The sequence below is a fragment of the Herbaspirillum sp. C7C8 genome, assembly GCF_022627875.1.
Lineage (GTDB): Bacteria > Pseudomonadota > Gammaproteobacteria > Burkholderiales > Burkholderiaceae_D > Herbaspirillum.
Genome location: NZ_JABXGG010000001.1, coordinates 77269 through 103613, shown reverse-complemented (window position 1 = coordinate 103613; position 26345 = coordinate 77269). Strand labels below are relative to the sequence as shown.

Genomic DNA, 26345 nt, shown 5'->3' with positions numbered 1-26345 from the left:
TTATCCCAGCATCTTCATCGCCATATCAATCATTCCTTTATTGAGATGCGTGCGCTGTTCATCGCTCTTTCCGACAACACGCAAGCCCTGCACGAAACAAAGGAGAGACTTTGCAGCAGACTTCGCATTCAGATCTGCCGATATCGATTGATCCTTAATCCCAGCTGCGATCAACTCAACCAAAATGCGCTCAAGGCGCCGCAGCGCCTGTCGAAACAGTATCGCGATATCTGGGTCCAACACGCTTACCTCCAGGCCTGTAGCCACGACCAGGCAGCCGAGTCTCCCCGGCTCGCCAGAAGATTGTTCGAGGTAATACGCCAACAGGCGCTCTACGCGTTCGCGCCCGGTCCCGCCGCCGTGCACGATAGCCCCGATACGCTCGTGCCCGCGCGCCGTGTAGCGCTCGAAGGCTGCAATATAGATGGACTTCTTGTCCTTGAATGCCTTGTACAGGCTACCGCGCGTCAGTGCAGTGGCATCGACAAGATCGGCAATCGACGTAGCGCCGAAACCGCGTTGCCGGAACAAGGAGACAGCCCTATCCACGACCTCGTCATAGTCGAATTCCCTGGGACGGCCGCGGCTGATTTTTTCCGTTGTTTGAACCATTCCTTAATTTTGGATCAAAACGGTTCCATATTCAAGTAGTATGACGGGAGGGTGATAGTCTGAAGCCGGCTCGCAGCAACCAGTAGGCAACAGAAATCCGTTACAGCTTGAAAGGCGGAAAGATACTTCCGTCAGCCGCACTGCGCGGATCACGCAGACCAATCGCCTGACGGAAAAGCAGCCGATACTGTGAAGAACGCGATGTGGCAGCCACATTTTCATATCACTGGTAACGGGCCAGAATGAAAACAGCCCGTCCAGGCGTTTTGTCGCGGGCGTCCGCTTCCGGCCAGAAGCAGACATCTAGGCCAATAAAAAAAGCCCGCAATCGCGGGCTTTTTTGGGGACCATAAACCTCTCTGGGGGCAATTCTATTACCCAGATAGGCGTCTATTACCCAAATAGGGTCCCAGCGTAAGCCGGAACCCTTGCGTGCTGGTGCTGATGGGCGGAATCGAACCGTCGACCTACTGATTACGAATCAGTTGCTCTACCAACTGAGCTACATCAGCAAAAGTCCGCGATTATAACGGGTTATTTCGGCTTCATCCAGATCCCCGCCAGAAATTTTCAGCCGGCCTGCCCAAAGAGGCAGGCCCGTGCTGCGCGCTGGCCCAGGCCGCTAGGACCGGCCACTACCGCTCAGCCGTCAATTTTCTTGTCCTCTTCCTTGGCCTCTTCCATGGCGTCCGGCTCCAGCTCTTCGGCCGAACGGTTGCAATAGATGAAATAGCCCCAGGAGGCCAGCAACACCCCTGTCCCCACCAGCAACGCCGCGGCGTAGATCATGTCAGCGGCCTCCTCGTGCGCGGCGCGAAAGGTCATCACCAGGCCCTCGATGGCCAGCGCCACGATCACCACCACGAAAAACCGCGACAGGAACCGCCGTACCCGCGTCGGCGCGCTGATGTTGGCGTCCCGTACCACCTCCTCTTCCGTAATGGTCTCGGCAATCTGAAATGCCACCACCGCTGCGGCCAGAATACCAATGGCCTCGATCAGCGCCTGCGCCTGCACCAGCCCCAGACCTTCGGTCACCGCGTCAAATCCCATGCGCGCAGCAATGGCGATCAATGCCAGTGCACCCAGCGCAAACAAGACCGCAATCACCGCATGCACCACGCCAAAAGCCGCCGTGATCCGTTTCATTCTTTTCTCCCGTCCGTTTTGTGATGAGCGGTTGGACTGATGAGGCACAGAAAGGTTGTCTCATGATTTTCCTTGTGACGTTTCCTGTCAGCATCGCCGCCGCGAGGCACCCGGGAAAGGATGACCAATGCGCACGCTTGCACCGCGCTCCAGAAATGGCCGGGCAGATCGGCAAGGCGTTCGTGTTCTCCTCTTCCTACAGGGCTTTCAGTCTCTATCGGATGGCGGGTCCAAGGGGAGGGAGGGAAGATGAATTCTTCCTGGGGAAAACAATTCTCTGAGCAGTCGATCCCCATCCACTGTCCGCCTGTCCATGGGTGGGCGCCAGCCTGAGGAGGCCATCATGCCGCAAGCCGCATGGAGCAAAAAACGTGAACGCCAGTACCAGCACATCAAGTCCGGCGCCATGAAACGTGGCACCGGCATCCAACGTGCCGAGGAAATCGCCGCGCGCACCGTCAACAAGGAACGCGCCCAGCACGGCGAATCCAAGAAGGCCAGCAAGACGTCCACCCAAGATATGCCCGCCTCGCGTCGAGGGGGGCTACGTTCACACACCGGCTCCGGCGGCCCTACCTACAAGCAGTTGTATGCGCAAGCGCGCACGCGTGGCATCAAGGGCCGCTCGACGATGAACAAGGCGGCGCTGCAAAAGGCGCTCTCCAGCTGAACGACAGGATCTAAGTATCCGGTCTGGATGCGCAGGAGAAAAAACTAAGTAAACCGGAACATGGCGAAAATCATCAAAACAATATGCGCAGCGCGGTCAGTACGTCCCGACCCGGTAAAAACTCTTCCTCCAAAAGAAAGCGCCCCCGATGTACATCGGAGGCGCTGCCTTATCTTCGCGCTGGAGGCCATCCCGCAAAGCGGCCACCAGAAAAGATCTTCGCTATTACTTGGTCACCGCCAGCACGGTACGTTGGCCGCCCTTGTAGGTGTACAGTGTCAGCGAACCATCCTTGATATCACCCTTGGCATCAAAGGCGATTACACCGGTCACGCCCTTGTGGCTGATCTTGGCCAGCTCGGGCAGGTATTTCTTGGGATCGGCGGAGCCGGCCTTGGCCATGGCGTCTGCCACGGTCATGGTGGCATCGTAGGCATAGGCAGCGTTGTAGACCACGTCAATGCCGAACTTCTTCTTGTAGGCCGCACGGAAATCATCCATCCCCTTCTTGCCTGAGGCATCCACGCCACCGGCTTCGGCACAGATCACCTGGTCTTCACCCAGACCATCGCCGGCCAGGCCGGGCAGCGAGCCGGTGCAGATACCGTCACCGCCCATGAACTTGGCGCCGATGCCCAGCTGCTTCATCTGTCGCAGCATCGGGCCACCCACTGCGTCCATGCCGCCAAAGAAGATCACCTGCGGCTTCTTGCCCTTGATCGAGGTCAGGATGGCATTGAAGTCGGTGGCCTTGTCATTGGTGTACTGGGTGGCCACGATGCTGCCGCCAGCAGCCTTGGCGCCCTTGGCGAATTCCTCGGCGACGCCCTGGCCGTAGGCGGTGCGGTCATCGATCACGGCAATCTTCGTGGTGCCCAGCTTCTGCACCGCATACTTGCCCAGTGCGGCACCCAGCTGCGCGTCGTTGGCGACCACGCGGAAAGTGGTCTTGAAGCCTTGCTGCGTATACTTTGGATTGGTGGCCGAGGGCGATACTTGCGGGATGCCCGCATCGCTGTAGATCTTCGAGGCCGGAATGGTGGTGCCGGAGTTCAGATGGCCGATCACGGCAGCAACCTTCTGGTCGACCAGCTTGGTGGCCACGGCAGTGGCCTGCTTGGGATCAGAGGCATCATCTTCGCCCAGCAGTTCGAACCTGACCTTCTTGCCGCCAATGGTGAAGCCCTTGGCGTTCAATTCGTCGACCGCCATGCGCGCGCCGTTCTCGTTGTCCTTGCCCATGTGGGCGTTAGGACCGGACAGCGGACCCACATGAGCGATCCTGACCACTTCCTGGGCATACGCGGCGCCAGCGAATGCCAGACCAACAGCGGCGGTTAATGGAATAATGGCGCACTTGAGTTTCATAACTTTCCTCTGTAGATTGGATTGACCACTTTTAATGTTTTGTCTCACAACACAGTTTATTCAGATCCCTGTTGCGGCGACATGGCGTACCGCTTTGCTTTCGTCTCCGACTTTCTGAATAATGCGACGGTACAACATAAGAATCGGCCAAGCCAAGTTTTTTTTGAGCGGCCGGCCTGAACAATCTTCCTCGACTCTGTCCCATGGCTGCCAAACTTCACACCCTCGACAAGGTGGATCGCAAACTGCTCAACATGCTGCAGAAGGACAACCAGATCTCCACGCGGGTACTGGCTGAAAAGCTGCACATCTCGCAACCGACCTGCCTGCGCCGCATCCGCGAACTGCGCGAGGCCGGCATCATCAGCGCTGAAGTGGCCATGGTCGATCCCTTCGCGCTGGGCTACGGCATGCTGGCCTTCCTCGAGATCTCGCTCAACAACCAGTCCGACCAGCATATGCAGGACTTCGAGCAACGCATGGCCAAGGAGGCCGAGGTGATGCAGTGCTACTTCGTCTCCGGCGAATACGACTACTTCCTGGCCGTGCACGTCATCGACATGGATGCCTATTACCAGTTCGTCAGACGTGTGATTTCTGGCTCAGGCAATGTGCGTCACTTCCAGTCACGCTTCCCCATGAAGCGCGCCAAGTTCACCACCCGCATCGCCTTCGATGAAAAGGCCGTCGAGGTACAGGTGCGCGTACCGGGCTGAGACTGTTGCGCAAGCCCGCACGGAGGATGCCGTCAAACGCATCCGGCAGGATTTTTGTTAGGTTAGGTGCCTGCTTCCCGTAGCAGATGCGCCGAAATTACTAAGTTTTTCATTTCCCGTTGATGCAATCTCATGGTGCAGGATCCTCGTTTGCCCCTGAGCAGGCACGCACTTTGCATTGCAGTGCGCTTGTCAGTTGTGTTATTTTCGAGGCATCCCGCAGTGTGCGATGAAGAGATGTTGCGCCACTGCGTCTTCGCTCAAGCCCGTTCAAGCCGTACCGTGGTCACCAGCAACAAGAGCGGACACAGATCAGCACCCAGCGCCGGCGCCTCCTGTGGCCGGCCCGCCAGCAGTACCCGCAACCCTTGTCATCCACCGTCCGCGGCCACAGCCGCAGGGCGCAGCCATGCCCGGTGCCGCAGCCTCCTGCGGCGCCAACCGGCCATCTCTACGGCAACACAGAAAGGAAATCCCGCACGATGCACGAAGTCGAGTTATTCATCCAGGACATGGCCATCATCATGCTCATTGCCGGCATCGTCACCGTGGTCTTCAACAAGTTGAAGCAGCCGGTGGTGCTGGGCTATATCGTGGCCGGCGTGATCATCGGTCCGCATACACCGCCCTACGACCTGATCCAGGATGAGAAGACCGTGCATATTCTTTCAGAATTGGGCGTGATCTTCCTGCTGTTCTCGCTGGGTCTGGAATTCAGCCTGAAGAAACTGGCCAAGGTTGGCGCCACCGCCTTCATTGCCGCCGCCGCCGAGATCCTGCTGATGATCTGGATCGGCTACGAGATCGGCCTGTACTTCGGATGGAAGCGCATGGATGCCATCTTCCTGGGGGCCATGCTGGCCGTGTCCTCCACCACCATCATCGTCAAGGCTCTCAACGAGCTGGGCATGAAGAACGAGAAGTTCGCCCAGATCATCTTCGGCATCCTGATCGTGGAAGACATCCTCGCCATCGGCATGATCGCGCTGCTTTCGGGCGTGGCTACCAGCGGCTCGGTGGATTCCACCGAAGTCTTTACGACGGTGGGCAAACTGGTGCTGTTCATGACGGTCTCGCTGGTGGTGGGCATCCTGGCGGTGCCGCGCCTGCTCAGTTTCATCTCCCGTTTCAAGAGCAACGAGATGCTGCTGGTGGCGGTGCTGGGCGTGCTGTTCGGCTTCTGCCTGCTGGTGATGAAGCTGCAATACAGTGTGGCCCTCGGCGCCTTCCTGGTCGGTGCGGTGATGGCCGAGTCGCGCCAGCTGCATCGCATCGAACGCCTGGTGGAGCCGATCCGCGACATGTTCTCGGCCATCTTCTTCGTGGCCATTGGCTTGCTGTTCGATCCCGGCGTGCTGGTCAAGTATTGGATGCCGATCACCGTCATCACGCTGGCGGTGGTCTTCGGCAAGCTCATCAGTTGCGGGCTGGGGACCTTCGTGGCGGGGCAGGGCGGGCGTACGCCCATGCGCGTGGGCATGGGCCTGGCGCAGATCGGCGAATTCTCCTTCATCATCGCCGCGCTCGGCCAGAGCCTGAAGGTGACCAGCGACTTCCTCTATCCCATCGTGGTGGCGGTCTCGGCGGTCACCGCCTTGCTTACGCCTTACCTCATCAAGGCCGCCGATCCGCTCTCGGCCAAGGCTGTCACGCTGGTGCCGGCACGCGTCTCCGGCCTGCTGGGCATGTATTCACGCTGGCTGGAAAGCCTGCAGCCTACGGGGGATCGTGCCGAACTCACGCGCATCATCCGCCGCATCCTCATGCAGGTGATGGTGAACCTGGCCCTGGTGATTGCAGTATTCCTGGCCGGGGCCTTCTTCGTGGACGGTCTCTCGCGCCAGCTCTCGGCATGGACGCCTGACCCGGAGGTGCAGAAGGCCATCATCTGGGGCTGTGCCCTGGTGCTCTCCTTGCCCTTCCTCATTGCCACCTATCGCAAGTTGCAGGCGCTGTCGATGCTGCTGGCCGAGGTCAGCGTCAAGCCCGAGTTCGCAGGAGCGTATACTTCGGGCGTGCGCAAGGTGGTCTCGGAGGTCTTGCCCATCATGTCCATCGTGGGCATCATGCTGCTGATCTTCGTGTTGAGCGCCAGCATCCTGCCACCGCTGAACCTGCTGGCCTTCGTGCTGGCGGCGGCCGCCGCGCTGCTGTGGTTGCTGTGGAGCAAGCTGGTCAAGCTGCATTCGCGGCTGCAGATTGCGCTCTTCGAGACGCTGGATGAGCAGCCGGACGATGTGCATTGAGCACGTCGATCCTGTCATTTGAGAATTCGGGCGTGACCGGAAACGGCACGCCCCCGATTTTATTTACGTTGAACTGAACCATCATGACTCAAGACGAACTCAAGCAAGCCGTAGCCAAGGCCGCCATCGACTACGTGGTCGACGGCGAAATCATCGGCGTGGGCACCGGCTCCACGGCCAACTTCTTCATCGATGAACTGGGCAAGATCAAGCACCGCATCAGGGGCGCGGTTGCCTCTTCCGAAGCCACGGCAGAACGGCTGCGTTCGCACGGCATCACCGTGTTCGATCTCAACGAGGTCGAGACCATGCCCGTCTACATCGACGGCGCCGATGAAATCAATGGTGCCGGTGCCATGATCAAGGGCGGGGGCGCTGCCCTCACGCGCGAGAAGATCGTGGCTTCCGTGGCGCAGAAATTCGTCTGCATCGCTGATGGTTCCAAGCTGGTTGAGGTGCTGGGCAACTTCCCGCTGCCGGTGGAAGTGATCCCGATGTCGCATGCCGTGGTGGCCCGCAAGCTGGCGGCACTGGGCGGCCAGCCGCGCCTGCGTCTGAACAAGAACGGCGACGGCCAGCCGCTGGTTACCGACAATGGCTGCTACATCATCGATGTGCTGGGACTGTCCATCACCGATCCGGCTGACATCGAAGACAAGATCAACAATATTGTCGGCGTGGTCACCAATGGCCTCTTCGCGCGCCAGGGTGCCAACGTCTGTCTGCTGGGCACGGCTGAGGGCGTCAGGAAACTGGAGTTCTGACGCACTGCCCACTGCCCACTGCCGTTGGTCTTTGTCTCAGACAAAAATGCCCGTTGTCCTATGACACGGGCATTTTTTCATCCCCTCATCCCCTCATCCCTTCATCCCTTCATTGCACGCCTTGCCTCAGGGCTGGCCGGCCTTGGCCTCATCACGCGCAATCACCACGGTCATGCGCGCCGGATCAATGTACTTGCGCACGGCCGCGTTGAGTTGCGCCAGCGTCAGGTCGGCAAGCTTCAGGTCCAGCTGCTGCTGCCACAGGAAGCTGCGGTCCAGGTTCATCAAGGCACTCCAGCTGGTGGCGATGCCGCCGTCGCCGGCGCGCTGCTGGTTGCGCTGCTGCAGGATGCCGGACTTGGCGCGTTGCAGTTCATCCTCGGTGAAGCCGTCCTTGATGAGGCGGGCGATTTCTTCGTGTACCGCCGCATCGACCTTGTCCAGGTTCTGCGGCGCGGCGATGGCGCGCACCATGAAGTAGCCGGCATCGCTGATGGCGCCAATCTGCAGGCCACTGTTGATGCCATAGGACAAACCATCCTTCTGGCGGATGCGGTCCGCCAGGCGCGACTTCAGGCTGGAGCCGCCGAGCAGGTAATTGGCCACGGCCAGGGCCGGGTAGTCGGGATCATCGTCACGCAAGCGAATATTCTGGCGCGCCAGATAGACACCGTTTTCCTTGTCGGGCGTATCGATGACCATGCGCCTGGCCGGGATGTCGGCCCAGCTCTGCAGCACGCGCGCATAGGGCGCCGCACTGGCCCAGCCGCCGAAGGCTGCATCAATCGCCTTGCGCGCGGCCTGCGCATCGAAGTCACCGACCACGGCCACCTCACCATGCGAGGCGCCATAGAAACGGTGATGGAAGTCCTGCACCTGTTCCAGCGTCACCGCCTGCACGGCGGCGATGCGCTGCTCCAGCGTTTGCGCGGCGCGCCAGTCACCGGCCGGGTAATGGTTGAAGTGCAGCTGCAGGGCCTCGCCCGCGCGCGCATCCGGCTCCTTGCGGGTGGCTTCGAGCGCGGCCACGGTCTCGTTCTTCAACTGTGCAAACTCGACCGGATCTATGCGCGGGTAGCGCAAGACCTCGCCCACCAGCGCGAACGCCGGGACCAGGTTCTCGCGCGTGGTCTGGAAGCGATAGACGTTGCCGTTGATCTTCAGGCGCGTGAACTCGTCGGCCAGTTGGCGCCGATCAAGATTGCGGGTGCCGCGCATGAGCATGGCCGCCGTCAGTTGTGCCACGGCGCGCTGACCGAACAGGGTCTGGGCATCGCCGAACTCCAGATTCATGCTCACCGACACCGTCTGCCCGCGCGATTGCTTGGGCAGCAGCGCCAGCTTGAGTGCCGTGTGCGGCGACTGGCCCGGCGCGATGAGGGTAGTGCGCTGTTCGATGTTGCCCGGTGCCGGGTCGAAGGCTTCGCCGGAGGCGATGGCCGGGCGCGGCTGGTATTGCGTCAGCAGCGATGCCACGCTGGGGGCAGCCGGGACGTCGGCGCGCAGCGGATGATCTTCCGGCAGGTAGAGACCGACGGTGCGATTGTCGCGGCAGAAGTATCTGCCGGCGGCAGCGGCGATGTCTGCACTGCTCAGGCGTTGCTCCAGGTCGCGTTCGATGAAGACCAGGCGCCAGTCACCGCGTGCAATCGCGTTGGACATGGCCACCGCCATCTGCTGCGGATTGTTCTGCAGCGTCTCGAAATTGTTGCTGCTCTCGCGGTGCAGGCGTGCCACTTCCTCGGCGGTTGGCGGTGTCGTGCTGAAGGATTCGACGGCGCTGATCATGGCCTGCTTGACCGGTTCGATGTCGGCGCCCGCCTTGAGCTGCGCCACGATCATCTGTAGCCCCGGCGCAAAGCCATTGAGCTGCATCGCATAGACCTGCGTGGCCAGACCTTTCTCGACCAGCAATTTGTGCAGGCGACCATTGGGCGTATCGGTCAGGATGTCGGCGGCGAAGGCAAGGGCGGTGGCATCCGGATGCAGCGCGGAGGGCATCTTGTAGCCCAGCGCCACCAGTTGCACGTCCCCCCGACGGCGGATCACGAACTGGCGTTCGCCATCCTGGGTCGGTTCCACCGTCCAGAATTCAGGCAGCTTGCGCTTGGGTCTGGGCAGGCGGCCGAAGCTCTGGTTGACCCATTGCAGTACCTGCGCCGGCTCGAACTTGCCGGCGATGAGCAGCACCGCATTGTCGGGCTGGTAGTAGGTCCGATAGAAGGCTTGCAGGTTCTCGATGCGCACGTTCTCGATATCGCTGCGCGCGCCGATGGTGCTGCGGCCATAGCTGTGCCAGTCATAGGCCACGCTCTGCATGCGCTTCAACATCACGCGCGAGGGAGAGGTCTCGCCGGCTTCATATTCGTTGCGCACCACCGTCATCTCGCTGTCCAGATCCTTGCGCGCGATGCGGGAATTGACCATGCGATCTGCTTCCATCGCAATGGCCCATTGCAGGTTGTCCTTGCCGGCCTCGAAGGTCTCGTAGTAGTTGGTGCGGTCCAGCCAGGTGGTGCCGTTGAAGTTCATGCCGCGCTTGCTGAATTCCTGCGGGATCGCCGGATTGTGCGGCGAGCCCTTGAACATCAGGTGTTCCAGCAGATGGGCCATGCCGGTTTCACCATAGTTTTCATGGCGCGAGCCGACCAGATAGGTGATGTTGACCGTGACCGTGGGCTTGGAGTCGTCCGGTAGCAGGAGCAGCTTGAAACCATTGGCAAACCGGTACTCACTGATGCCCTCGGCACTGGGGCCCTGCGTAATGCCCGGCGGCAGGCTTGGCGCAGCAGTTGCCGCGTGGATCTGCGGGGGCAAGAGGGCAAGGCCCAGACTGAGGGATAGCAGGGCAAGGCGCGTGCGACGCAAGGACAAGATAGGCTCCAGCAGGAAGTCGGAAACGAAGCGCGCATTGTAGCGCCCTCTACTGCGCTGCAACCCCCGGACGCAAAACAAACGCCGCCGTGGCGAGCCAGGGCGGCGTTGCAGTCCGTGCGCCAGCAATGACGCGGTCCGATTTACTCGCTCGGCGGTACGTAGCCCGCTGCGGCATCGGCACCTTCGCCGAAGAAATGCTTTTCCATTTGTGCGGCCAGGTACTTGCGGGCGCGGGCGTCGGCCAGCATCAGGCGGTTTTCGTTGACCAGCATGGTCTGGTGCTTGAGCCAGGCAGCCCAGGCTTCCTTGGAAACACTTTCATAAATGCGCTTGCCCAGTTCGCCCGGATAGGGCGGGAAGTCCAGGCCTTCGGCTTCCTTGTTCAGTTTGATGCAGTGGACCATGCGTGCCATGTCGATTCCTTGGTTCGTTAAGTTGAAATGCCTGGGACGGGCGGGCCAGCGATGGGGGTCAGCGGTTGAGCCTGCTCACGTCCTGACGGAAAAATGATTAATACAAATTCTTGATCAATACCTGCGACTTGCGCTGCCAGTTGTAGATCTGCTGGCGATCCTGCGGCAGGTCGTTGACACCGGCCAGCACGAAGCCGCGCTTCAAGAACCAGTGCGAGGTACGGGTGGTGAGCACGAAGAGTTTGGTCAGCCCGGCTTCGCGCGCACGGGTTTCGATGTGCTTGAGGATGCGGTCGCCGTCGCCCTGGCCTTGCACTTCCGGATTGACGGTGAGGCAGGCCATCTCGCCCATGCGTTCCTTGGGGAAGGGATAAAGTGCAGCACAGCCGAAGATGACGTTGTCGTGTTCGATCACGGAGAAGTAGTCGATTTCCCGTTCGATCAGTTCACGGCCGCGCTTGACCAGAGTGCCATCGGCTTCCAGCGGTTCGATCAGCTTGAGGATACCGCCCACATCCTCGATGGTGGCCTGGCGCAGGCTTTCCAGGTTCTCGTAGGTGACCATGGTGCCCACGCCATCGTGGGTGAACAGTTCCAGCAGTGCCGAGCCATCGGTGGAGAAGGGCACGATGTGGGCGCGCGAGACGCCGGCATTGCAGGCCTTGACCACGCTGGCCAGGTAGAAGGCTGCGTCCGAAGGCAGGAAGCCGGCCGACAGCACCGCCTCGGCCTGGTGCGAGGACAGCTCGCGGATTTCAGCGCCGCCGGCATCCTTCATCAGCGGGGTTTCGGACAGGAAGATCAGCTTTTCGGCGCGCAGCGCGATGGCGGCGGACACGGCCACGTCTTCCATGGTCAGATTGAAGGCTTCGCCGGTGGGCGAGAAGCCCAGCGGCGAGAGCAGCACGATGCCGCCAGCATTCATGATGGGCTGGATGACGTCGGCGGCGATCTTGCGCACCACGCCGGTCAGTTGCAGGTCCACGCCATCGATCACGCCCATGGGGCGAGCCGTGACGAAGTTGCCGGAGATCACGCGGATGGCCGAATGCGCCATGGGGGTATTGGGCAAGCCCTGGCTGAAGGCGGCCTCGATGTCCAGGCGCAGTTCGCCGGCGGCTTCCTTGGCGCATTCCAGCGCGGCGCTGTCGGTCACGCGCAGGCCGTTCTGGAAGCGCGCCTCGACATTGCGCAGGGCCAGTTGCTCGGCCACCTGCGGGCGCGAGCCATGCACCACCACCACGCGGATGCCCAAGGCATGCAGCAGCGAGAGATCCTGGGCCAGTACCTGCAGGCCGCCGGCCGTGACCAGCTCACCCGGAAAGGCGACCACGAAGGTCTTGCCGCGGAAGGCGTGGACATAGGGCGCGACGGAACGCAGCCAGTTGACGAATTCGGTCTGTTTTTCCATGACGCGCATTATAACCAGCGTCGCGGCGGGCCGTAGGCTTGCGGGCCGCTTGGGAGCAGATTTCTTGTGCGGATGTTGCAAAGCGGAGCCATTGGCACGGCAAGGCTCGCCAAAACCTGCACCATCGGCCCTACAGCCGCATCCAGCCTGACCGGGCGGGCGGTGGCAGGTATAATGTCGGCCTCATGTCCGTTACCAAAGCACCCCACACTCCCCCAGGCGCCCAGTCGCAGCACAACCCGCAACAGGACCGTGGGCGCGGCCCGCGCGAGCCGCGCGCTCCCCGTCGCGCCGAGTCTGCCGCCGAGGCCGCGCCACCGATCCGCAATGCGCTGCCCCCGGTCACCTTTCCCGAAGAGCTGCCCGTCTCCGGCCGCCGCCACGAGATCGCCGAAGCCCTGCGCCGTCATCAGGTCATCATCGTCAGCGGCGAGACCGGTTCCGGCAAGACCACCCAGCTGCCCAAGATCTGCCTGGAGCTGGGCCGTGGCGAGAAGGGCCTGATCGGCCACACCCAGCCGCGCCGTATCGCTGCCTCCTCGACCGCCAAGCGCATCGCGCAGGAACTGAATTCCCCGCCGGGCGAACTGGTGGGCTACAAGGTCCGGTTCAACGACACGCTGTCCAAGGGCGCATGGATCAAGCTGATGACCGACGGCATTCTGCTGGCCGAGACCCAGACCGATCCGCTCTTGCGCCAGTACGACACCATCATCATCGACGAGGCGCATGAACGCAGCCTCAACATCGATTTCCTGTTGGGCTATCTGAAGCAGTTGCTGCCCAGGCGCCCCGATCTGAAGATCATCATCACCTCGGCCACCATCGATGCCGACCGTTTCGCCCGCCATTTCGGCCGCGAGGTCAAGGGCGAGATCGTACCGGCTCCGGTGATCGAGGTCTCGGGCCGCTTGTATCCGGTGGAGATCCGCTATCGTCCCATCGACAATGCCGACCGCAGCGGCGTCTCCACCGAAGTGGCGCAGGCGCGTGCGCGCGCCGAAGGCCGCGCCAGCCAGGCCCAGAAGGACCGCGAGCAGCGCGACCTGATGGATGCCGTGGTCGATGCCGTGGATGAACTGGCGCGCATCGGGTCGGGGGACGTGCTGGTGTTCCTGCCCGGCGAGCGCGAGATTCGCGATGCTGCCGAAGCACTGCGCAAGCATCATCCCCCGCATGTGGAAATCCTGCCGCTGTTTGCGCGCCTGTCTGCGCAGGAGCAGGAACGCGTCTTCAAGACCAGTAATGCCCGTCGCATCGTGCTGGCGACCAATGTGGCGGAAACTTCACTGACCGTGCCGGGGATCCGCTATGTGGTCGATGCCGGTCTCGCACGTGTGAAGCGTTACAGCTATCGCAACAAGGTCGAACAGTTGCAGATCGAGCCGGTGGCGCAATCGGCGGCCAACCAGCGTGCCGGACGATGCGGCCGGGTGGCCGCGGGCGTGTGCATCCGTCTGTATGATGAGCAGGATTTCCTGCAGCGTCCCAAGTTCACCGATCCCGAGATCTTGCGCTCCTCGCTGGCCTCGGTGATTCTGCGCATGAAGTCGCTGCACCTGACCGATGTGGAGAGTTTCCCCTTCATTGAACCACCGCTGGGCCGCGCTATCGCCGACGGCTATCAGCTGTTGCAGGAGCTGGGTGCGGTAGAAGAGCAGGGCGGCGTCAATCGCCTGACTGCACTGGGCAAGCAGCTGGCCCGGTTGCCGCTGGACCCGCGCGTAGGGCGCATGATCCTGGCGGGACGTGACAATGCCTGCCTGACTGAACTGCTCATCATCGCCGCAGCGGTATCCGTGCAGGACCCGCGCGACCGGCCCATGGATGCGCAGAATGCAGCGGACAACGCCCACAAGAAATTCGCCGACGAGAAATCGGAATTCGCCAGTTATCTGAAGATCTGGAAGTGGTTCGAGGAGGCCATCGCCCACAAGAAATCGAATCGCCAGCTGCAGGAACACTGCCGTGAGAATTTCCTCTCGCAATTGCGTCTGCGCGAGTGGCGCGATGTCCATTCGCAGTTGCTGACCATCGTGAAGGAACAGGGCTGGCGACTCAATGAAGCCCCCGCCACCTATGACCAGCTGCACCTGGCGCTGCTGACGGGCTTGCTGGGCAACGTTGGTTTCAAGAGTGAGGACGATGCGCAATACCTGGGCGCACGCGGCATCAAGTTCAACATCTGGCCCGGTGCGCATCTGACCAAGAAGCCGGGCCGCTGGGTGATGGCCGCTGAGCTGGTCGATACCGCCCGCCTGTATGCGCGCTGCGTCGCCAACATCCAGCCCGAATGGCTGGAGAAACTGGGCGGCCATCTGCTCAAGAAATCCTGGGGCGAACCGCGCTGGGAAAAACGCGCCGCCCAGGTCACCGCCTCCGAACGCGCCACGCTCTACGGGTTGGTGGTGTACAGCCAGCGCCGCATCAACTACGGCAAGATCAACCCGGCCGACGCGCGCGAGATTTTCATTCGCGACGCCCTGGTCGGTGGCGACTTCGAGACTCGCGCACCATTCTTTGCGCACAACCAGAAACTGGTGCGGGAGATCGAAAACCTGGAACACAAGTCCCGTCGCCTCGATGTGCTGGTGGACGATGAACTGATCATCGGTTTCTACGACAAGCTGATCCCGCACGACATCTGCAATGGCGTGGACTTCGAGAAGTGGCACAAGCAAGCCACGGCCGCCGATCCCAAGTTGCTGTACCTGAACCGTGACGACCTGATGCGTCATGAAGCAGCGGGCGTCACCACCGAGCTGTTCCCCAAGACCATGAACGTGGCGGGCATCGCCATGGCCTTGAGCTATCATTTCGAGCCGGGTGCGGCGCGCGATGGCGTCACGCTGACCGTGCCGCTGTATGCGCTCAACCAGGTCTCGGCGGATCGCTGCGACTGGCTGGTGCCGGGCATGTTGAAGGAGAAGGTGCATCTGCTGTTGAAGTCCCTGCCGCAGAAGTTGCGCCGCCACTGCGTACCGCTGCCCGATTACGCCGCACGTTTCTGCGAGCGCATGGAGGAGCGCAAGACCTTTGGCCGGGGCAACCTGATCGACGCCATCATTGCCGACATCCGCGAGCAGATCACGATCCTGGTCAAGCCCAGCGACTTCAAGCAGGAGACGCTGTCGGCGCACCACGCGATGAACTTCAAGATCGTCGATGAGCATGGTCGCCAGCTGGAGATGGGCCGCAACCTCGCGGCCCTGCAAGCCGAATTCGGCGGCCAGGCACGCCAGCAGTTCCAGAAGCTGGCCGAGCAGGTCGCCATTGCCCCGCGCGAGGAGGAGGACAGCACCGCACCGGCACCTGCAGCCCTCGGCAAGGGAGCCGCGAATGCAGCCCCGGCGGCCCCCGCCTCAGTGGGCGAGTACAGCAATCTCACCAGCTGGAGTTTTGGCGAATTGCCCGAACTGCTGGAGATCACGCGCGGCAGTGGCAAGCAGGCGCAAACGCTGATCGGATTCCCGGCGCTGGTGGATCGCAAGACGCATTGCGACCTGGAGGTCTTTGATGATCCGGCCGAGGCCGCGCGCTTCCACCATGCGGGTCTGCGTCGCCTGTTTGCGTTGCAGATGAAGGAACAGCTCAAGTATCTGGAGAAGAACATTCCGGGTCTGCAGCAGATGGGCATGCAGTTCATGGCCCTGGGCTCGCAGGAGGAATTGCGGGAACAGATCCTCAATGCCGGGCTGGAACGCGCCTTCCTGCAAGACCCGCTGCCGCGCAATGCGGACGAATTCAATCGTCGCCGTGATGAGGGCAAGGCGCGTCTGGGTTTGCTGGTCAACGAGATCGCGCGCCTGTGCGGCCAGGTGCTGGCCGAGTATCACGCCCTGCCCAAGAAGCTGCAGGGTATCAAGGCGCATGCGGCTGCGGCGACCGACATGCAGGCGCAGTTGTCGCAACTGGTGGGCAAGCGTTTCGTGGCCGAGACGGATTACACCAATCTGAGTCACTACCCACGTTACCTCAAGGCCATCAACGTACGGCTGGACAAACTGCGCGCCGATCCGGCCCGCGATACGCGCTTGCTGGCCGAGTGGAATTCGGTGGCGCAGCCTTACCAGCGCGCGCTCAAGGACCGCGCCGGGCGGGTGGATCCCAAGATGACCGAGTTCCGCTGGATGCTGGAGGAACTGCGCGTGTCGCTCTACGCGCAGGAACTGAAGACGCCGATGCCGGTGTCGGTGAAGCGCTTGCAGAAGGTGTGGGAGAGCATGCAGCGCTGAACCACCTTGAGCGCCCGTCGTGTGTTGATCGCCACCCCTCACTTGCCTTGTTCAGCGATCCGCGTGCGTCCCAATTCTCCGGCGCTGGCCAATAGCCGCAACCTGGCGGAACGCCATTCGGCCAGGGCACGTATGCGTTCCTGGCTTGCATCGGCCAGTGCGGCCTGTACATTGAGGATGCCGATGATGTCGCTCAGTCCGCGTTCATATTTGCGCTGAACGTCTTCCATGGCCATCTTCGCGCTTTCCAGCAGGCGCAGGGAAGAGCTCAGGTTGCGTTGGGCAGCCTGATTCTCCGCGAAGGCATTGGCGAGTTCGCTGATAACCTGCCCCTCGGCCTCCAGCAGTTCGGCTTCCCGGAGGTCGATCTGTGCCTGGGCGTTGCGTACCTTGTAGGTGTGAGCAAAGCCGTCGAAGAGCGGGAAGTTCAAGGCCAGTGCGCTCACCGTCTCGCGTGTTTGCGCGCCCGCACTCCCCTGATTGGGGCGTCCGTTGACGTAGTACCCATGAGAAAAATCCAGACTGGGCAAGCCTTCGGCGCGCGTGGCCGCCAGCTTCTCGCGCGACGAGGCCAATTGCGCCCTGGAGGCAAGCAAGGCAGGATGTTGCTGCCCAGCGAGCTCCATCCATTGCGCCAGGTCTTGCGCAATCTGACCGGCCTCGATGGCCGAGTCGGGACTGTCGATGGGGACTTGCAGGCGAGCTCCCTGTCCTCGCAGTCCCAATGAGACCGACAAGGTGACCAGGGCTTTTTCATGTTGGCCGATGGCACGCGCATGTTCCAGTTCCGCTTTGGACAGGGAGGTCTGGACTTGCAACAGGTCGGAGCGCGCCGCCATGCCCCGTTCGGCACGCTTGTGGGTGATCTCCATGATCTGGCGTGCCAGGCGTTCGTTCAGTTCACGGGCCTGGCGATTGGCACCGCTTGTTTGAACGTCGTAATAGGCCGCAATGACGCTGCTCATGGTCTTTTGCAAGATGGCGTCATGACTGGCCAGGGCGGCGTCGAGCAAGGCATCGGCTGCGCGCAGGTTGGCGCTGCGGCCACCGAAGTCCAACAGGCGCCAGGTCAGCGTGTAGTACTGGGAACGGCTCTTGCGTTGGTTCTCCAGAGGGAGTAGCGAATCGGGCTGCTGCACACGCTCATGCTGCAAGCGCAGTCCAGCGTTGATGCTGGGTAAATAGGCCGCCCTGGCTTCGCCCTTTTGCGCTGCTTGCACTTTGATGCGCGCCCAGCCGGCCCTCACCTGGGCGTGATGACACAAGCCCAGGTCGATCGCATCCCCCAAGCTGAGTGGCGCAGTCGGTACGGCAGAACGGCCATCGCAAACCAGGGTATGGGCATCTCCCGGAAGCAATTTGCCTTCGTCCAGTTCCGGTGGACGCGCCAACAAGGGATCCTCAAGAGGCGCCGAGGCCCGTTCCAGCCATTCCCGTGCGTGGGCCATGTCCGTCAGACATACCGGCGCTGCTGCCATCAAGACTACGCAGACAGTTCTAACGTTCATTGAGTGACTCCTGCTGGTGGCGAATCAGAGGGGAGAGCACGTATTCGATGACCCGTCGTGTTCCCGTCCGGATCTCGACGGTGACCGACATGCCCGGCGCAAGCGCCAGGGTGCGCCCCTCTGCTGCCAGCGTATGGCGTGACAGAACGATCTTGCTGGCGTAGATCAGGCCGCGCTTCTCGTCTTCAATGGCGTCATGCGAAACATGCCGCACCGTTGCCGGGACCGTGCCGTACCTGGTGTAGTCGAAGGCTTCTATCTTGACCTTGGCGTCCTGGCCAACCTGGACGAAGCCGATATCCTTGTTCTCCAGAAACGCTTCCACCTCCACGGCTGCTTCCTGCGGAACGATCTGCATGAGCGGCTGGGCTGCCGGCACCACGCCGCCCACGGTATGGACATTGAGTTGCTGCACCGTTCCGCTGACCGGCGCTACCAGCTTGAGCAACTTGCTGTGCTCGCCAGCGCGACGCTGATCCTGCAAGCCTGCTTCGATTCGCTTGCTGGCGTCGATGCCCTCGTCATGCGCTTCTTTCAGGGTTTGGGCAATCAGCGCGGAACGCTGGTTGCGGGCATCGGCAAGCTGTCCCTGGAGCTCAATCCTGGCTTGCTCTTTCTCCTGCCAGGCATGGCGCGAGACCGTATTGTCGGCCAGCAGCGATTGATAGTCTTCGGCAAGCTGCCTGGCCAAGGGCAGGGCGGCACCGTAGCGTACGATTTCATCATCCAGGCGATCCAGCTTGCTTTTGACATCCCGATATTGGCTTTCCAGTTGCCGCTGCGCCGCTTCCCATTGCGCAGCAGTCGCTGCCGGTACCTGCGGCAATTTCGGGTTTGCGCCGGATGCTACGGCTTCGCGCAATGCGTTTGCCCGCGCAAGCTGCAATCGCGCCTGTGCCACGGCATCGGCGGCCTTGTCATGCTCAGCGTCGCTGCTGCTGGAATCGAGCTCGATGAGCAACTCGCCTGCCTTGACCGTCTGTCCCTCCACCACATGCAGAGCCTTGACGCTGGCCACATCGATCGAAGCGATGGTCTTGGTTCGGGATGAGGGAATGATCTTGCCGGTGGCATGGACGATGATGTCGATGCGCCCGAAGATTGCCCACAGGAAGAAGAAGGCCACCAGACTCATCAGAATGCGCCCTGTCCATCGCAAGGTCGGTGAAGCCGGCGATTCCTGCAGGGCCAGTACGCCTGGCAGAAACTGGGCTTCCTGCTGGTTGTAGTAATCCGTGCGCAGGTTTTTCCGCACGCGCCAGAAATGCAGAAAGATGCCAAGGTAGCGTTGCCACAGGGCGCGCCATGCGGCCATCCATTGAAGCAGTTTCATATCGTCAACCCCATGGAGAAGCGCTGGCAGCGCCTTGTGTCATTTGCAGTTCATGCAGATGCGCATAGGGCTTGTTTCATAAACAGGGCCATCACTCACAAGTGCTCCTCCTGAAATTAGTGTTCCGACAGATTCCTGACTAATGCAATTCGATAGTCCGTCTGACTAATGGTCCAGCTAACAAGTCTTGTAAAAACCTGCGACATTGAACCCTGATTTCACGCGGGAGCCCATCGAATATTTACGGTAAACGGAGGTCGATTTAATCGGACGATATTCGGCCGTCGCATTTATGAAATACAGCAAAAGCGAGTTTTTAGAAAAATCAAAAAATTAAGTTTTTGTCGACATTTCTGATTGAGGTTTTTTCGTCGACCAAAACTTTTTGGGGGTTATGCAGAAGGGTCGCCTGCCTCTACGCGCAGTCCGAAAAACTGTCTTGTCAGTATGGGGCAGTTCGAACTCCGCCCAATTGATAGAAGAGAGCGGGAGCGTAGAGCGCAGAAGGTATTAGTCGGGGTGAGGTATTCCAGCCGAAACACCGGGCTCATCGCAGACCGGATGAACTCCGCCGATGACGGGGTAGTCGCAGATATCCTCAATGCGTTGCTTGTATAGCGTCATCAAGCATTCACGGTCCCTGCATCGGTTGCGCTGGATCACCTAGATCCTTTGTGAATGCTTCAGTGCGTCTCTCGCACCCTTGCCGATGTCGGCGTCCAACATCCATCGATAGTTCTGGTTCAGCGCAGTATCCAGGCGGGTGAGTACCGGATCGCTACAGATGGCCTTTTCCGCGAAGTTGCCAGCACGAGCGCATTCGATAGCAGGCGTCTCTGCTGCGAGCAGAGCTAGTGTCAGAGCAAACAGTATGTGTGGATACATGAGGCTGTCCTGATGAGTACAGACTCAAACGATGAAATTCAGGAGCGGAAGTGTCAATTCCGATAAGGTGAATGGTCGCACTCACGCGGTTCCTTCCGGAGGGATCAACATGGCGTAACGCGAATGGGCCGCTGCCGCCCCGATTCCCCCCAATCGCCCCAACTTGACCCATTTTTCGCGTAAAATGCCGCATTCTCCGAATCCGTCGAATACAGCAAACAACCATGGCCATCAAGTCAGACAAGTGGATCCGCCGCATGGCGGAGCAGGAAGGAATGATCGAACCCTACGAGCCCGGTCAGGTGCGCCTGGCGGCCGACGGGAGCAAGATCGTTTCCTACGGCACCTCGTCCTATGGCTACGATATCCGCTGCGCCAACGAATTCAAGATCTTTACCAACATCAATTCCACCATCGTCGATCCCAAGAACTTCGATGAGAAATCCTTCGTCGATTTCAAGGGCGATGTCTGCATCATCCCCCCCAACTCCTTCGCCCTGGCACGCACCGTCGAATACTTCCGCATCCCGCGCAGCGTGCTGACCATCTGCCTGGGCAAGTCCACCTACGCGCGCTGCGGCATCATCGTCAACGTCACCCCCTTCGAACCCGAATGGGAAGGCTATGTCACCCTGGAGTTCTCCAACACCACCCCGCTGCCCGCCAAGATCTACGCCGGAGAAGGCTGCGCCCAGGTGCTGTTCTTCGAGAGCGATGAAATCTGCGAAACCTCCTACAAGGATCGCGGCGGCAAGTACCAGGGTCAGCATGGCGTGACCCTGCCCAAGACCTGATGGGTTGAATTCCATAAATGATATAAATCATTTATGGAATGTTGCTGCACTATGATTGATGGGCTGCGCCGGCCAATCAAGCGCCTCGCAGCATGTCTGTCGGATCAGAGGGCGCGCTGGTTGACGCGCCTGGTCAGTTCTTCGGCCGATTCTCTTCGCTCGCTATAGCGGTCAGTCAGGAAGGGCGAGACGTCGCGCGTCAACAGCGTGAATTTGAACAGTTCCTCCATCACGTCCACCACGCGCTCGTAGTATGCCGACGGTTTCATCCTGCCGGCTTCGTCAAACTCCTGATATGCCTTGGCCACCGAAGACTGGTTCGGGATGGTCAGCATCCGCATCCAGCGACCGAGTATCCGCATCTGGTTGACGGCGTTGAAGGACTGCGAGCCGCCCGATACCTCCATGACCGCCAGCGTCTTGCCTTGCGAAGGGCGAATGGCGCCCTGAGAGAGTGGAATCCAGTCGATCTGTGCCTTCATGATCCCCGTCATGGCACCATGGCGTTCAGGCGAGCACCACACCATCCCTTCAGACCAGTTGGCCAGCTCCCGCAGTTCAAGCACTTTCGGATGTGTCTCCGGTTCGCTGTCCGGCAGCGGCAGGCCGCGCGGATCAAAGATCCTGACCTCGCCACCCAATGCCTCCAGCAAGCGGGCCGCTTCCATGGTCAGCAGTCGGCTATAGGAGCGTTCACGAACGGAGCCGTACAGCAAGAGAAATCGCGGAGGGTGTGACGACGCCCCGATCCTGGCGAAATCGGCGATGGAGGGGGCCTTGAACTGACTCGCGTCGACGTTGGGCAGATCACCTGGCAGAGTTGACACGGTGGCCCTCCGCATTGACGACGACTTCGCCGTCTTCTTTCGTGAATCCACCTTGCTGAGGATTTTCCAGGATCTCCAGTACCAGCTCCGAGGGGCGGCACAGGCGGGTTCCCCTGGACGTCACCACGAATGGCCGGTTGATCAGAATGGGATGGGTCAGCATGGCATCGAGCAACTGGTCGTCGCTCAGAGCGGCATCATCCAGGCCCAACTCGGCGTAGGGCGTAGCCTTTTGACGGATGGCGTCGCGTACGGCGAGACCGGCATCCCGGATCATCTGGACCAGCTGCTCGCGGCTGGGCGGGTGCTGCAGGTATTCGATGATCGTCGGCTCTTCACCGCTGTTGCGGATCATGGCCAAGGTGTTGCGGGAGGTGCCACATGCGGGGTTATGGTAGATCGTGGTCATGATGAATGCCTGTGTTGAAGTTGACGGAGCGGGCAGGGCCATCCTGCTCATCCCCCCAGCCTGATGGCCAGAGCGGATAGGGTGATCAGCAGGACCGGCAGCGTCAGCAAGGCGCCGACCCTGAGGTAATAGCCCCAGGAAATATGAATGTTCTTCTTGTCCAGCACGTGCAGCCACAGCAAGGTGGCCAGGCTGCCGATGGGGGTGATCTTGGGGCCAAGGTCGCTGCCAATGACGTTGGCGTAGATCATTGCCTCTTTCACGACGCCCTGTGCGGTGGTGGCATCGATCGATAGTGCCCCGACCAGCACCGTGGGCATGTTATTCATGATGGAGGACAGCAAGGCCGTCAGGAAACCGGTGCCGAGTGCAGCGCCCCAGACGCCATGTTCGGCAAGACCGTTCAGCACGCCCGTCAAGTGGTCCGTCAGTCCTGCATTGCGCAGTCCATACACCACCAGGTACATCCCCAGCGAGAAGAACACCACCTGCCAGGGCGCGCCCTTGATGACTTCACGCGTGGAGATGACTTGGCCCTTGCCTGCGACTGCCAGGAGAATCACTGCGCCCGCGGCTGCCACGGCGCTGATCGGTACGCCCCTGTCTTCCAGCCAGAAAAAGCCTGCCAGCAGCATCGCAAGTACCCACCAGCCGGCGACGAAGGTCGCTCGATCATGGATGGCTGCGGCGGGTTCTTGCAGTTGCGTCAGGTCATAGTGTCGGGGGATATCGCGGCGGAAGTAGATGAACAGGACGATAAGCGTCGTCACGACCGAGACCACGTCCACCGGGATCATGACCGAGGCGTATTGCGCGAATCCGATCTTGAAGAAGTCCGCCGAGACGATATTGACCAGGTTCGACACCACCAGCGGCAGGCTGGCCGTGTCGGCGATGAAGCCGGCCGCCATCACGAAGGCCAGTGTTGCCTGCGGCGAAAAGCGAAGTGCCAGCAACATGGCGATGACAATGGGAGTGAGGATCAGCGCAGCGCCGTCGTTGGCGAACAGGGCCGATACCGCCGCGCCCAACAGGACCAGCAGCACGAACAGCAGACGCCCGCGTCCACCTCCCCAGCGCGCTACATGCAGGGCGGCCCACTCAAAAAAGCCGGCCTTGTCCAGCAACAGGCTGATGATGATGATGGCGATGAAGGTGCCGGTAGCGTTCCAGACGATATGCCAGACCACCGGGATATCCGAAAGATGGATGACGCCCGCCGCCAGCGCCACGGCCGCGCCGGCGCAGGCACTCCAGCCAATGCCCAGTCCCTTGGGCTGCCAGATGACAAACATCAGGGTGAGCAGGAAGATGACGAGCGCAGTCAGCACTTTCTATCCTTGGTCAGGAAATGAGGGGGCAAGGGTTTAAGCCGGTGGGTGCTCATGATGAACTCTGTCTGATGGTTCCCGCTGTTGCTGACGTGGTGGTGGACCGTTCGCTGCAGGCGCTCACGGGCGAGCACGGATTGCCCCCGCAGCAGTTTTCCGTCAGAAAACTCAATACTTCATTCATTGCACCGTAGTTGGCCGCGTAGATGACGAAACGCCCGTCCTGGCGGGAGCTCACCAGGCCCGCGTGTGTCAGCTCTTTCATATGAAAGGAGACGGACGAGGGGGCGATGCCCAAGGTTTCTCCGATCTTGCTGGCGGCGCAGCCTTCGGGGCCAAGCTGAACCAGGTGCCGGAAGATGGCCAGGCGCGATTCCTGGGCTAATGCGGCCAATGCGGTGATGACAGTCCTGGTTTCCATTTCGCTCTCCTTCAATTCAATAGTTAAATTATTATTGAAATATTGTATTGATGCAAGAGTCCGTTTCCACATCGCCGCCTGCCTTCAGGTTGAAAACCACACTCTCACCAGCTGCAAGCCTGCTTTGTATGGATCTGCAACTTGCCATATGCAGCAGATATCAACGCCGTTTGCGCCCCGCACTCAATTTCAAGGCTTCCTGCCGCATCAGGCGCGCCGCACCGCTGATGCTGCCAGTCCGGTAAGCCAGGTGCAGCGGTGCCTTCAACTCGGGCGCACCGGTCAGCTTCAGGTACACCACGCCCTCCGCATTGACCCGCGTCATCGATGCCGGGATCACCGCCACCCCCACGCCAGCAGCCACCAGCGATAGCGTGGACAGATTCTTGCGCGCCTCCTGGATCACCTGCGGCGAGAATCCGGCCGCATGGCAGGCCGCGATGATGGTGTCGTACAGGCCAGGACCGTTGGGCCGGCGCGTCATGATGAAGGACTGCTCGGCCAGTGCGTGCAGGGCGAGGCTCTTGCGCTTGCCCTGCTCGGCCAGTGGATGGTCGATGGGCAACGCGGCCACCATGTCTTCGACCAGCATGGTCTCGATGGTCAATCCGCCTGAATCGCCCACCGGGGAACGGACGAAGGCCAGATCCAGCCGCTTGGCGCGCAGTGCTTCGATCAGTTCATTGGTGTTGCTTTCTTCCACCGTCATGGCGACATCCGGTGCATCGGCGCGAAAGGCGCGGATCACCGAATGCACAAAGGGATGCAGCGAAGCCGATTCGGTAAAGCCCACCGCAATGCGCCCCATCTTGCCCTGGGCGATACGGCGCACGCTGGCCACCGACGTATCGAGTTGCGCCAGCAGGGCGCGTGCATCATTGAGCAGGGCCACCCCGCTGTCAGTGAGCTCCATGCCGCGCGGCAGGCGGTTGAAGAGCGTCACGCCCAGCTCGCGCTCCAGCAGGCGGATCTGCTGCGACAGCGGCGGCTGCTGGATGCCGATGCGCTCGGCCGCCTTGGTCAGGTGGCCCTCTTCAGCCACAGCGATGAAGTAGCGCAGCAGGCGCAGATCGATGGAAGGTGACATATTTTTAAAATATGGATCAAGTATCTGACATATATTAGACAAAAACCCTCCCCAAGAGTAGCCTTTCATTCATCCGGCAATCACGCCGCGTTCGCATGAGATGATGATGAGTACTCCTGACCTGCCGGCCCCTGAGCGGGCCGTTCCTTCTACCCGGGAAATCTTCCTGGGCTTTCTTGGCCTGGGCATGACCGCCTTCGGCGGTGCCTTGCCGCTGGCGCACCGCATGATCGTGGAGCGCCGCCGCTGGCTCACCGATCCCGAATTCGTCGAGCTGCTGGGCCTGTGCCAGTTCCTCCCCGGGGGCAACATCATCAACCTGTCGGTGGCGCTGGGCATGAAGTTCCGGGGCTGGAAGGGGGCGCTGGCCGGTATCACCGGGCTCATCGCCGTGCCCTCGATGGTGGTGATCCTGCTGGGCATGATCTACCAGCACTTCCAGCATGATCCCAACGTCAAGCACCTGTTCGCGGGACTGGCGGCGGCGGCAGCGGGGCTGTTGATCCAGATGGCCGTCAAGATCGCCTTGCCCCTGCGCAAGAACCTGGTGCTGGCGGGCGTGGCAGTGGTCTGTTTCATTGCCATCGCCTTGCTGCGCATTCCGCTGCTGTGGGTGATGCTGGTGATGACGCCCGTCAGCGTGGTGCTCACCGCCCGCTATGGCAGCCGCTTCGCGGCCAAGCCGCAGACTGCGGGCAAGAAGGAGGGCGCGCAATGAGCCAGACCCTGATCGCATTGGCCATCATCTTCACGCAGTTGTCGGTGCTGGCCTTCGGTGGCGGCAATACCATCCTCCCCGAGATGCAGCGCCAGGTGGTGGAAGTCCATCACTGGATGAGCGCCGAGGATTTCAGTGCGCTGTTTGCATTGGGTCAGGCCGCGCCGGGCCCCAACCTGATGGTGGTTACGCTGGTGGGCTGGCATGTGGCGGGCTTCTGGGGGATGCTGGTGACCAGCCTGGCCAAGTTCGGTCCGTCCTCCATCATCACCATCATCATGTTGCACGTCTGGGAGAGGTGCAAGGACAAGCCCTGGCGGCGTCACGTGCAGGCCGGCCTGCTGCCGGTCACCGGCGGACTGGTGGCGGCTTCGGCGCTGTTGATTGCGCAGGCATCGATCACGCATGGCTTCCTCGCGGCCATCACGGCAACGACCGCCATCATTGCGCTCAAGACCAAGATTCATCCGCTGTGGTTGTTGTTTGGCGGGGCACTGGCGGGTTATTTCTATCTCGGTAGCTTCTGATCGGATTGCATCCGGCAGCAGCATGAAAAAAGCCGATGCCTTCG

At 61.0% G+C, this 26345-nt stretch carries 22 protein-coding genes and 1 tRNA gene; 8 read left to right on the top strand and 15 right to left on the bottom strand.

Features of this window, described 5'->3' with window-relative positions:
- The 3 genes from HWE01_RS00440 to HWE01_RS00430 form a co-directional block, all read right to left on the bottom strand.
- Positions 1-612, bottom strand: a complete 612-nt coding sequence (locus HWE01_RS00440; RefSeq protein WP_241820808.1) for a TetR/AcrR family transcriptional regulator — start codon at positions 610-612, stop codon at positions 1-3.
- A gap of 436 nt (positions 613-1048) precedes the next feature.
- Positions 1049-1124 (bottom strand) — tRNA-Thr (locus tag HWE01_RS00435).
- 130 nt (positions 1125-1254) lie between these two features.
- Complete coding sequence (locus HWE01_RS00430) at positions 1255-1761, bottom strand: hypothetical protein (RefSeq protein ID WP_008331221.1); 507 nt, start codon at positions 1759-1761, stop codon at positions 1255-1257.
- A gap of 343 nt (positions 1762-2104) precedes the next feature.
- Here HWE01_RS00430 and HWE01_RS00425 point away from each other — a divergent pair, with 343 nt between their 5' ends.
- Positions 2105-2431: a hypothetical protein gene (locus tag HWE01_RS00425; protein WP_008331220.1), complete on the top strand. Its 327-nt coding sequence runs from the start codon at positions 2105-2107 to the stop codon at positions 2429-2431.
- A gap of 225 nt (positions 2432-2656) precedes the next feature.
- Here the strand turns inward: HWE01_RS00425 and HWE01_RS00420 are convergent, their stop codons facing one another.
- Entirely contained in the window at positions 2657-3799 is a 1143-nt protein-coding gene (locus tag HWE01_RS00420; RefSeq protein WP_175343990.1) for a branched-chain amino acid ABC transporter substrate-binding protein, read from the bottom strand.
- Positions 3800-4002: 203 nt separating this feature from the next.
- Between HWE01_RS00420 and HWE01_RS00415 the strand changes: the two genes are divergently transcribed.
- The 3 genes from HWE01_RS00415 (at position 4003) to rpiA (ending at position 7525) form a co-directional block, all read left to right on the top strand.
- Entirely contained in the window at positions 4003-4515 is a 513-nt protein-coding gene (locus HWE01_RS00415) for an Lrp/AsnC family transcriptional regulator (protein ID WP_008331218.1), read from the top strand.
- Between the two features lie 482 nt (positions 4516-4997).
- Complete coding sequence (locus HWE01_RS00410; protein ID WP_008331216.1) at positions 4998-6761, top strand: cation:proton antiporter; 1764 nt, start codon at positions 4998-5000, stop codon at positions 6759-6761.
- An 83-nt stretch (positions 6762-6844) separates the two neighbouring features.
- Positions 6845-7525, top strand: a complete 681-nt coding sequence (gene rpiA, locus HWE01_RS00405; RefSeq protein WP_241820807.1) for a ribose-5-phosphate isomerase RpiA — start codon at positions 6845-6847, stop codon at positions 7523-7525.
- Between the two features lie 126 nt (positions 7526-7651).
- On the opposite strand, the gene HWE01_RS00400 is transcribed toward rpiA, so the two are convergent.
- The 3 genes from HWE01_RS00400 to argA all read right to left on the bottom strand — a co-directional run bounded on the left by HWE01_RS00400 (position 7652) and on the right by argA (position 12226).
- Entirely contained in the window at positions 7652-10399 is a 2748-nt protein-coding gene (locus HWE01_RS00400) for a M16 family metallopeptidase (RefSeq protein WP_241820806.1), read from the bottom strand.
- A gap of 143 nt (positions 10400-10542) precedes the next feature.
- Positions 10543-10815 carry an oxidative damage protection protein gene (locus HWE01_RS00395; protein ID WP_008331210.1) on the bottom strand — a complete coding sequence of 91 codons (273 nt, stop codon included), beginning with the start codon at positions 10813-10815 and terminating at the stop codon, positions 10543-10545.
- A 97-nt stretch (positions 10816-10912) separates the two neighbouring features.
- Positions 10913-12226, bottom strand: a complete 1314-nt coding sequence (gene argA, locus HWE01_RS00390) for an amino-acid N-acetyltransferase (protein WP_241820805.1) — start codon at positions 12224-12226, stop codon at positions 10913-10915.
- Between the two features lie 185 nt (positions 12227-12411).
- On the opposite strand from argA, the gene hrpA reads away from it, so the two are divergent.
- A complete protein-coding gene (hrpA, locus tag HWE01_RS00385) occupies positions 12412-16461 on the top strand; it encodes an ATP-dependent RNA helicase HrpA (RefSeq protein ID WP_241820804.1) in 4050 nt (1349 codons plus the stop codon).
- Between the two features lie 38 nt (positions 16462-16499).
- Here hrpA and HWE01_RS00380 read toward each other — a convergent pair whose 3' ends face one another.
- The 3 genes from HWE01_RS00380 to HWE01_RS00370 form a co-directional block, all read right to left on the bottom strand.
- Positions 16500-17969 carry a TolC family protein gene (locus HWE01_RS00380; protein ID WP_241820803.1) on the bottom strand — a complete coding sequence of 490 codons (1470 nt, stop codon included), beginning with the start codon at positions 17967-17969 and terminating at the stop codon, positions 16500-16502.
- Positions 17959-19302, bottom strand: a complete 1344-nt coding sequence (locus tag HWE01_RS00375; RefSeq protein WP_241820802.1) for an HlyD family type I secretion periplasmic adaptor subunit — start codon at positions 19300-19302, stop codon at positions 17959-17961. Before HWE01_RS00375 ends, HWE01_RS00380 begins: the two co-directional genes overlap by 11 nt.
- Before the next feature lie 663 nt (positions 19303-19965).
- On the bottom strand, positions 19966-20187 hold the full coding sequence (locus tag HWE01_RS00370; protein WP_241820801.1) for a lysozyme inhibitor LprI family protein: 222 nt from the start codon (positions 20185-20187) through the stop codon (positions 19966-19968).
- 224 nt (positions 20188-20411) lie between these two features.
- Between HWE01_RS00370 and dcd the strand changes: the two genes are divergently transcribed.
- The gene (gene dcd / locus HWE01_RS00365) at positions 20412-20981 is read left to right on the top strand and encodes a dCTP deaminase (protein WP_008331199.1); all 570 of its coding nucleotides are present in this window, start codon (positions 20412-20414) and stop codon (positions 20979-20981) included.
- A gap of 104 nt (positions 20982-21085) precedes the next feature.
- Here dcd and arsH read toward each other — a convergent pair whose 3' ends face one another.
- From arsH to HWE01_RS00340, 5 genes are all read right to left on the bottom strand, one after another.
- A complete protein-coding gene (arsH, locus tag HWE01_RS00360) occupies positions 21086-21823 on the bottom strand; it encodes an arsenical resistance protein ArsH (protein ID WP_034350837.1) in 738 nt (245 codons plus the stop codon).
- Positions 21789-22217, bottom strand: coding sequence for an arsenate reductase (glutaredoxin) (arsC, locus tag HWE01_RS00355; protein ID WP_175343293.1), 429 nt, complete (start codon positions 22215-22217; stop codon positions 21789-21791). The genes arsH and arsC overlap by 35 nt, the downstream gene beginning before the upstream one ends.
- Positions 22218-22264: 47 nt before the next feature.
- Positions 22265-23548 (bottom strand): arsenic transporter, encoded by a 1284-nt coding sequence (locus HWE01_RS00350; RefSeq protein ID WP_241820800.1) that lies wholly within the window; start codon positions 23546-23548, stop codon positions 22265-22267.
- A 52-nt stretch (positions 23549-23600) separates the two neighbouring features.
- Positions 23601-23969, bottom strand: a complete 369-nt coding sequence (locus tag HWE01_RS00345; protein ID WP_050978116.1) for an ArsR/SmtB family transcription factor — start codon at positions 23967-23969, stop codon at positions 23601-23603.
- Positions 23970-24129: 160 nt separating this feature from the next.
- Complete coding sequence (locus tag HWE01_RS00340; RefSeq protein WP_008331177.1) at positions 24130-25056, bottom strand: LysR family transcriptional regulator; 927 nt, start codon at positions 25054-25056, stop codon at positions 24130-24132.
- A 100-nt stretch (positions 25057-25156) separates the two neighbouring features.
- Here HWE01_RS00340 and HWE01_RS00335 point away from each other — a divergent pair, with 100 nt between their 5' ends.
- Complete coding sequence (locus HWE01_RS00335) at positions 25157-25774, top strand: chromate transporter (protein ID WP_175343296.1); 618 nt, start codon at positions 25157-25159, stop codon at positions 25772-25774.
- Positions 25771-26301, top strand: coding sequence for a chromate transporter (locus HWE01_RS00330; RefSeq protein WP_008331175.1), 531 nt, complete (start codon positions 25771-25773; stop codon positions 26299-26301). The genes HWE01_RS00335 and HWE01_RS00330 overlap by 4 nt, the downstream gene beginning before the upstream one ends.
- The last annotated feature ends 44 nt before the right edge of the window (positions 26302-26345 follow it).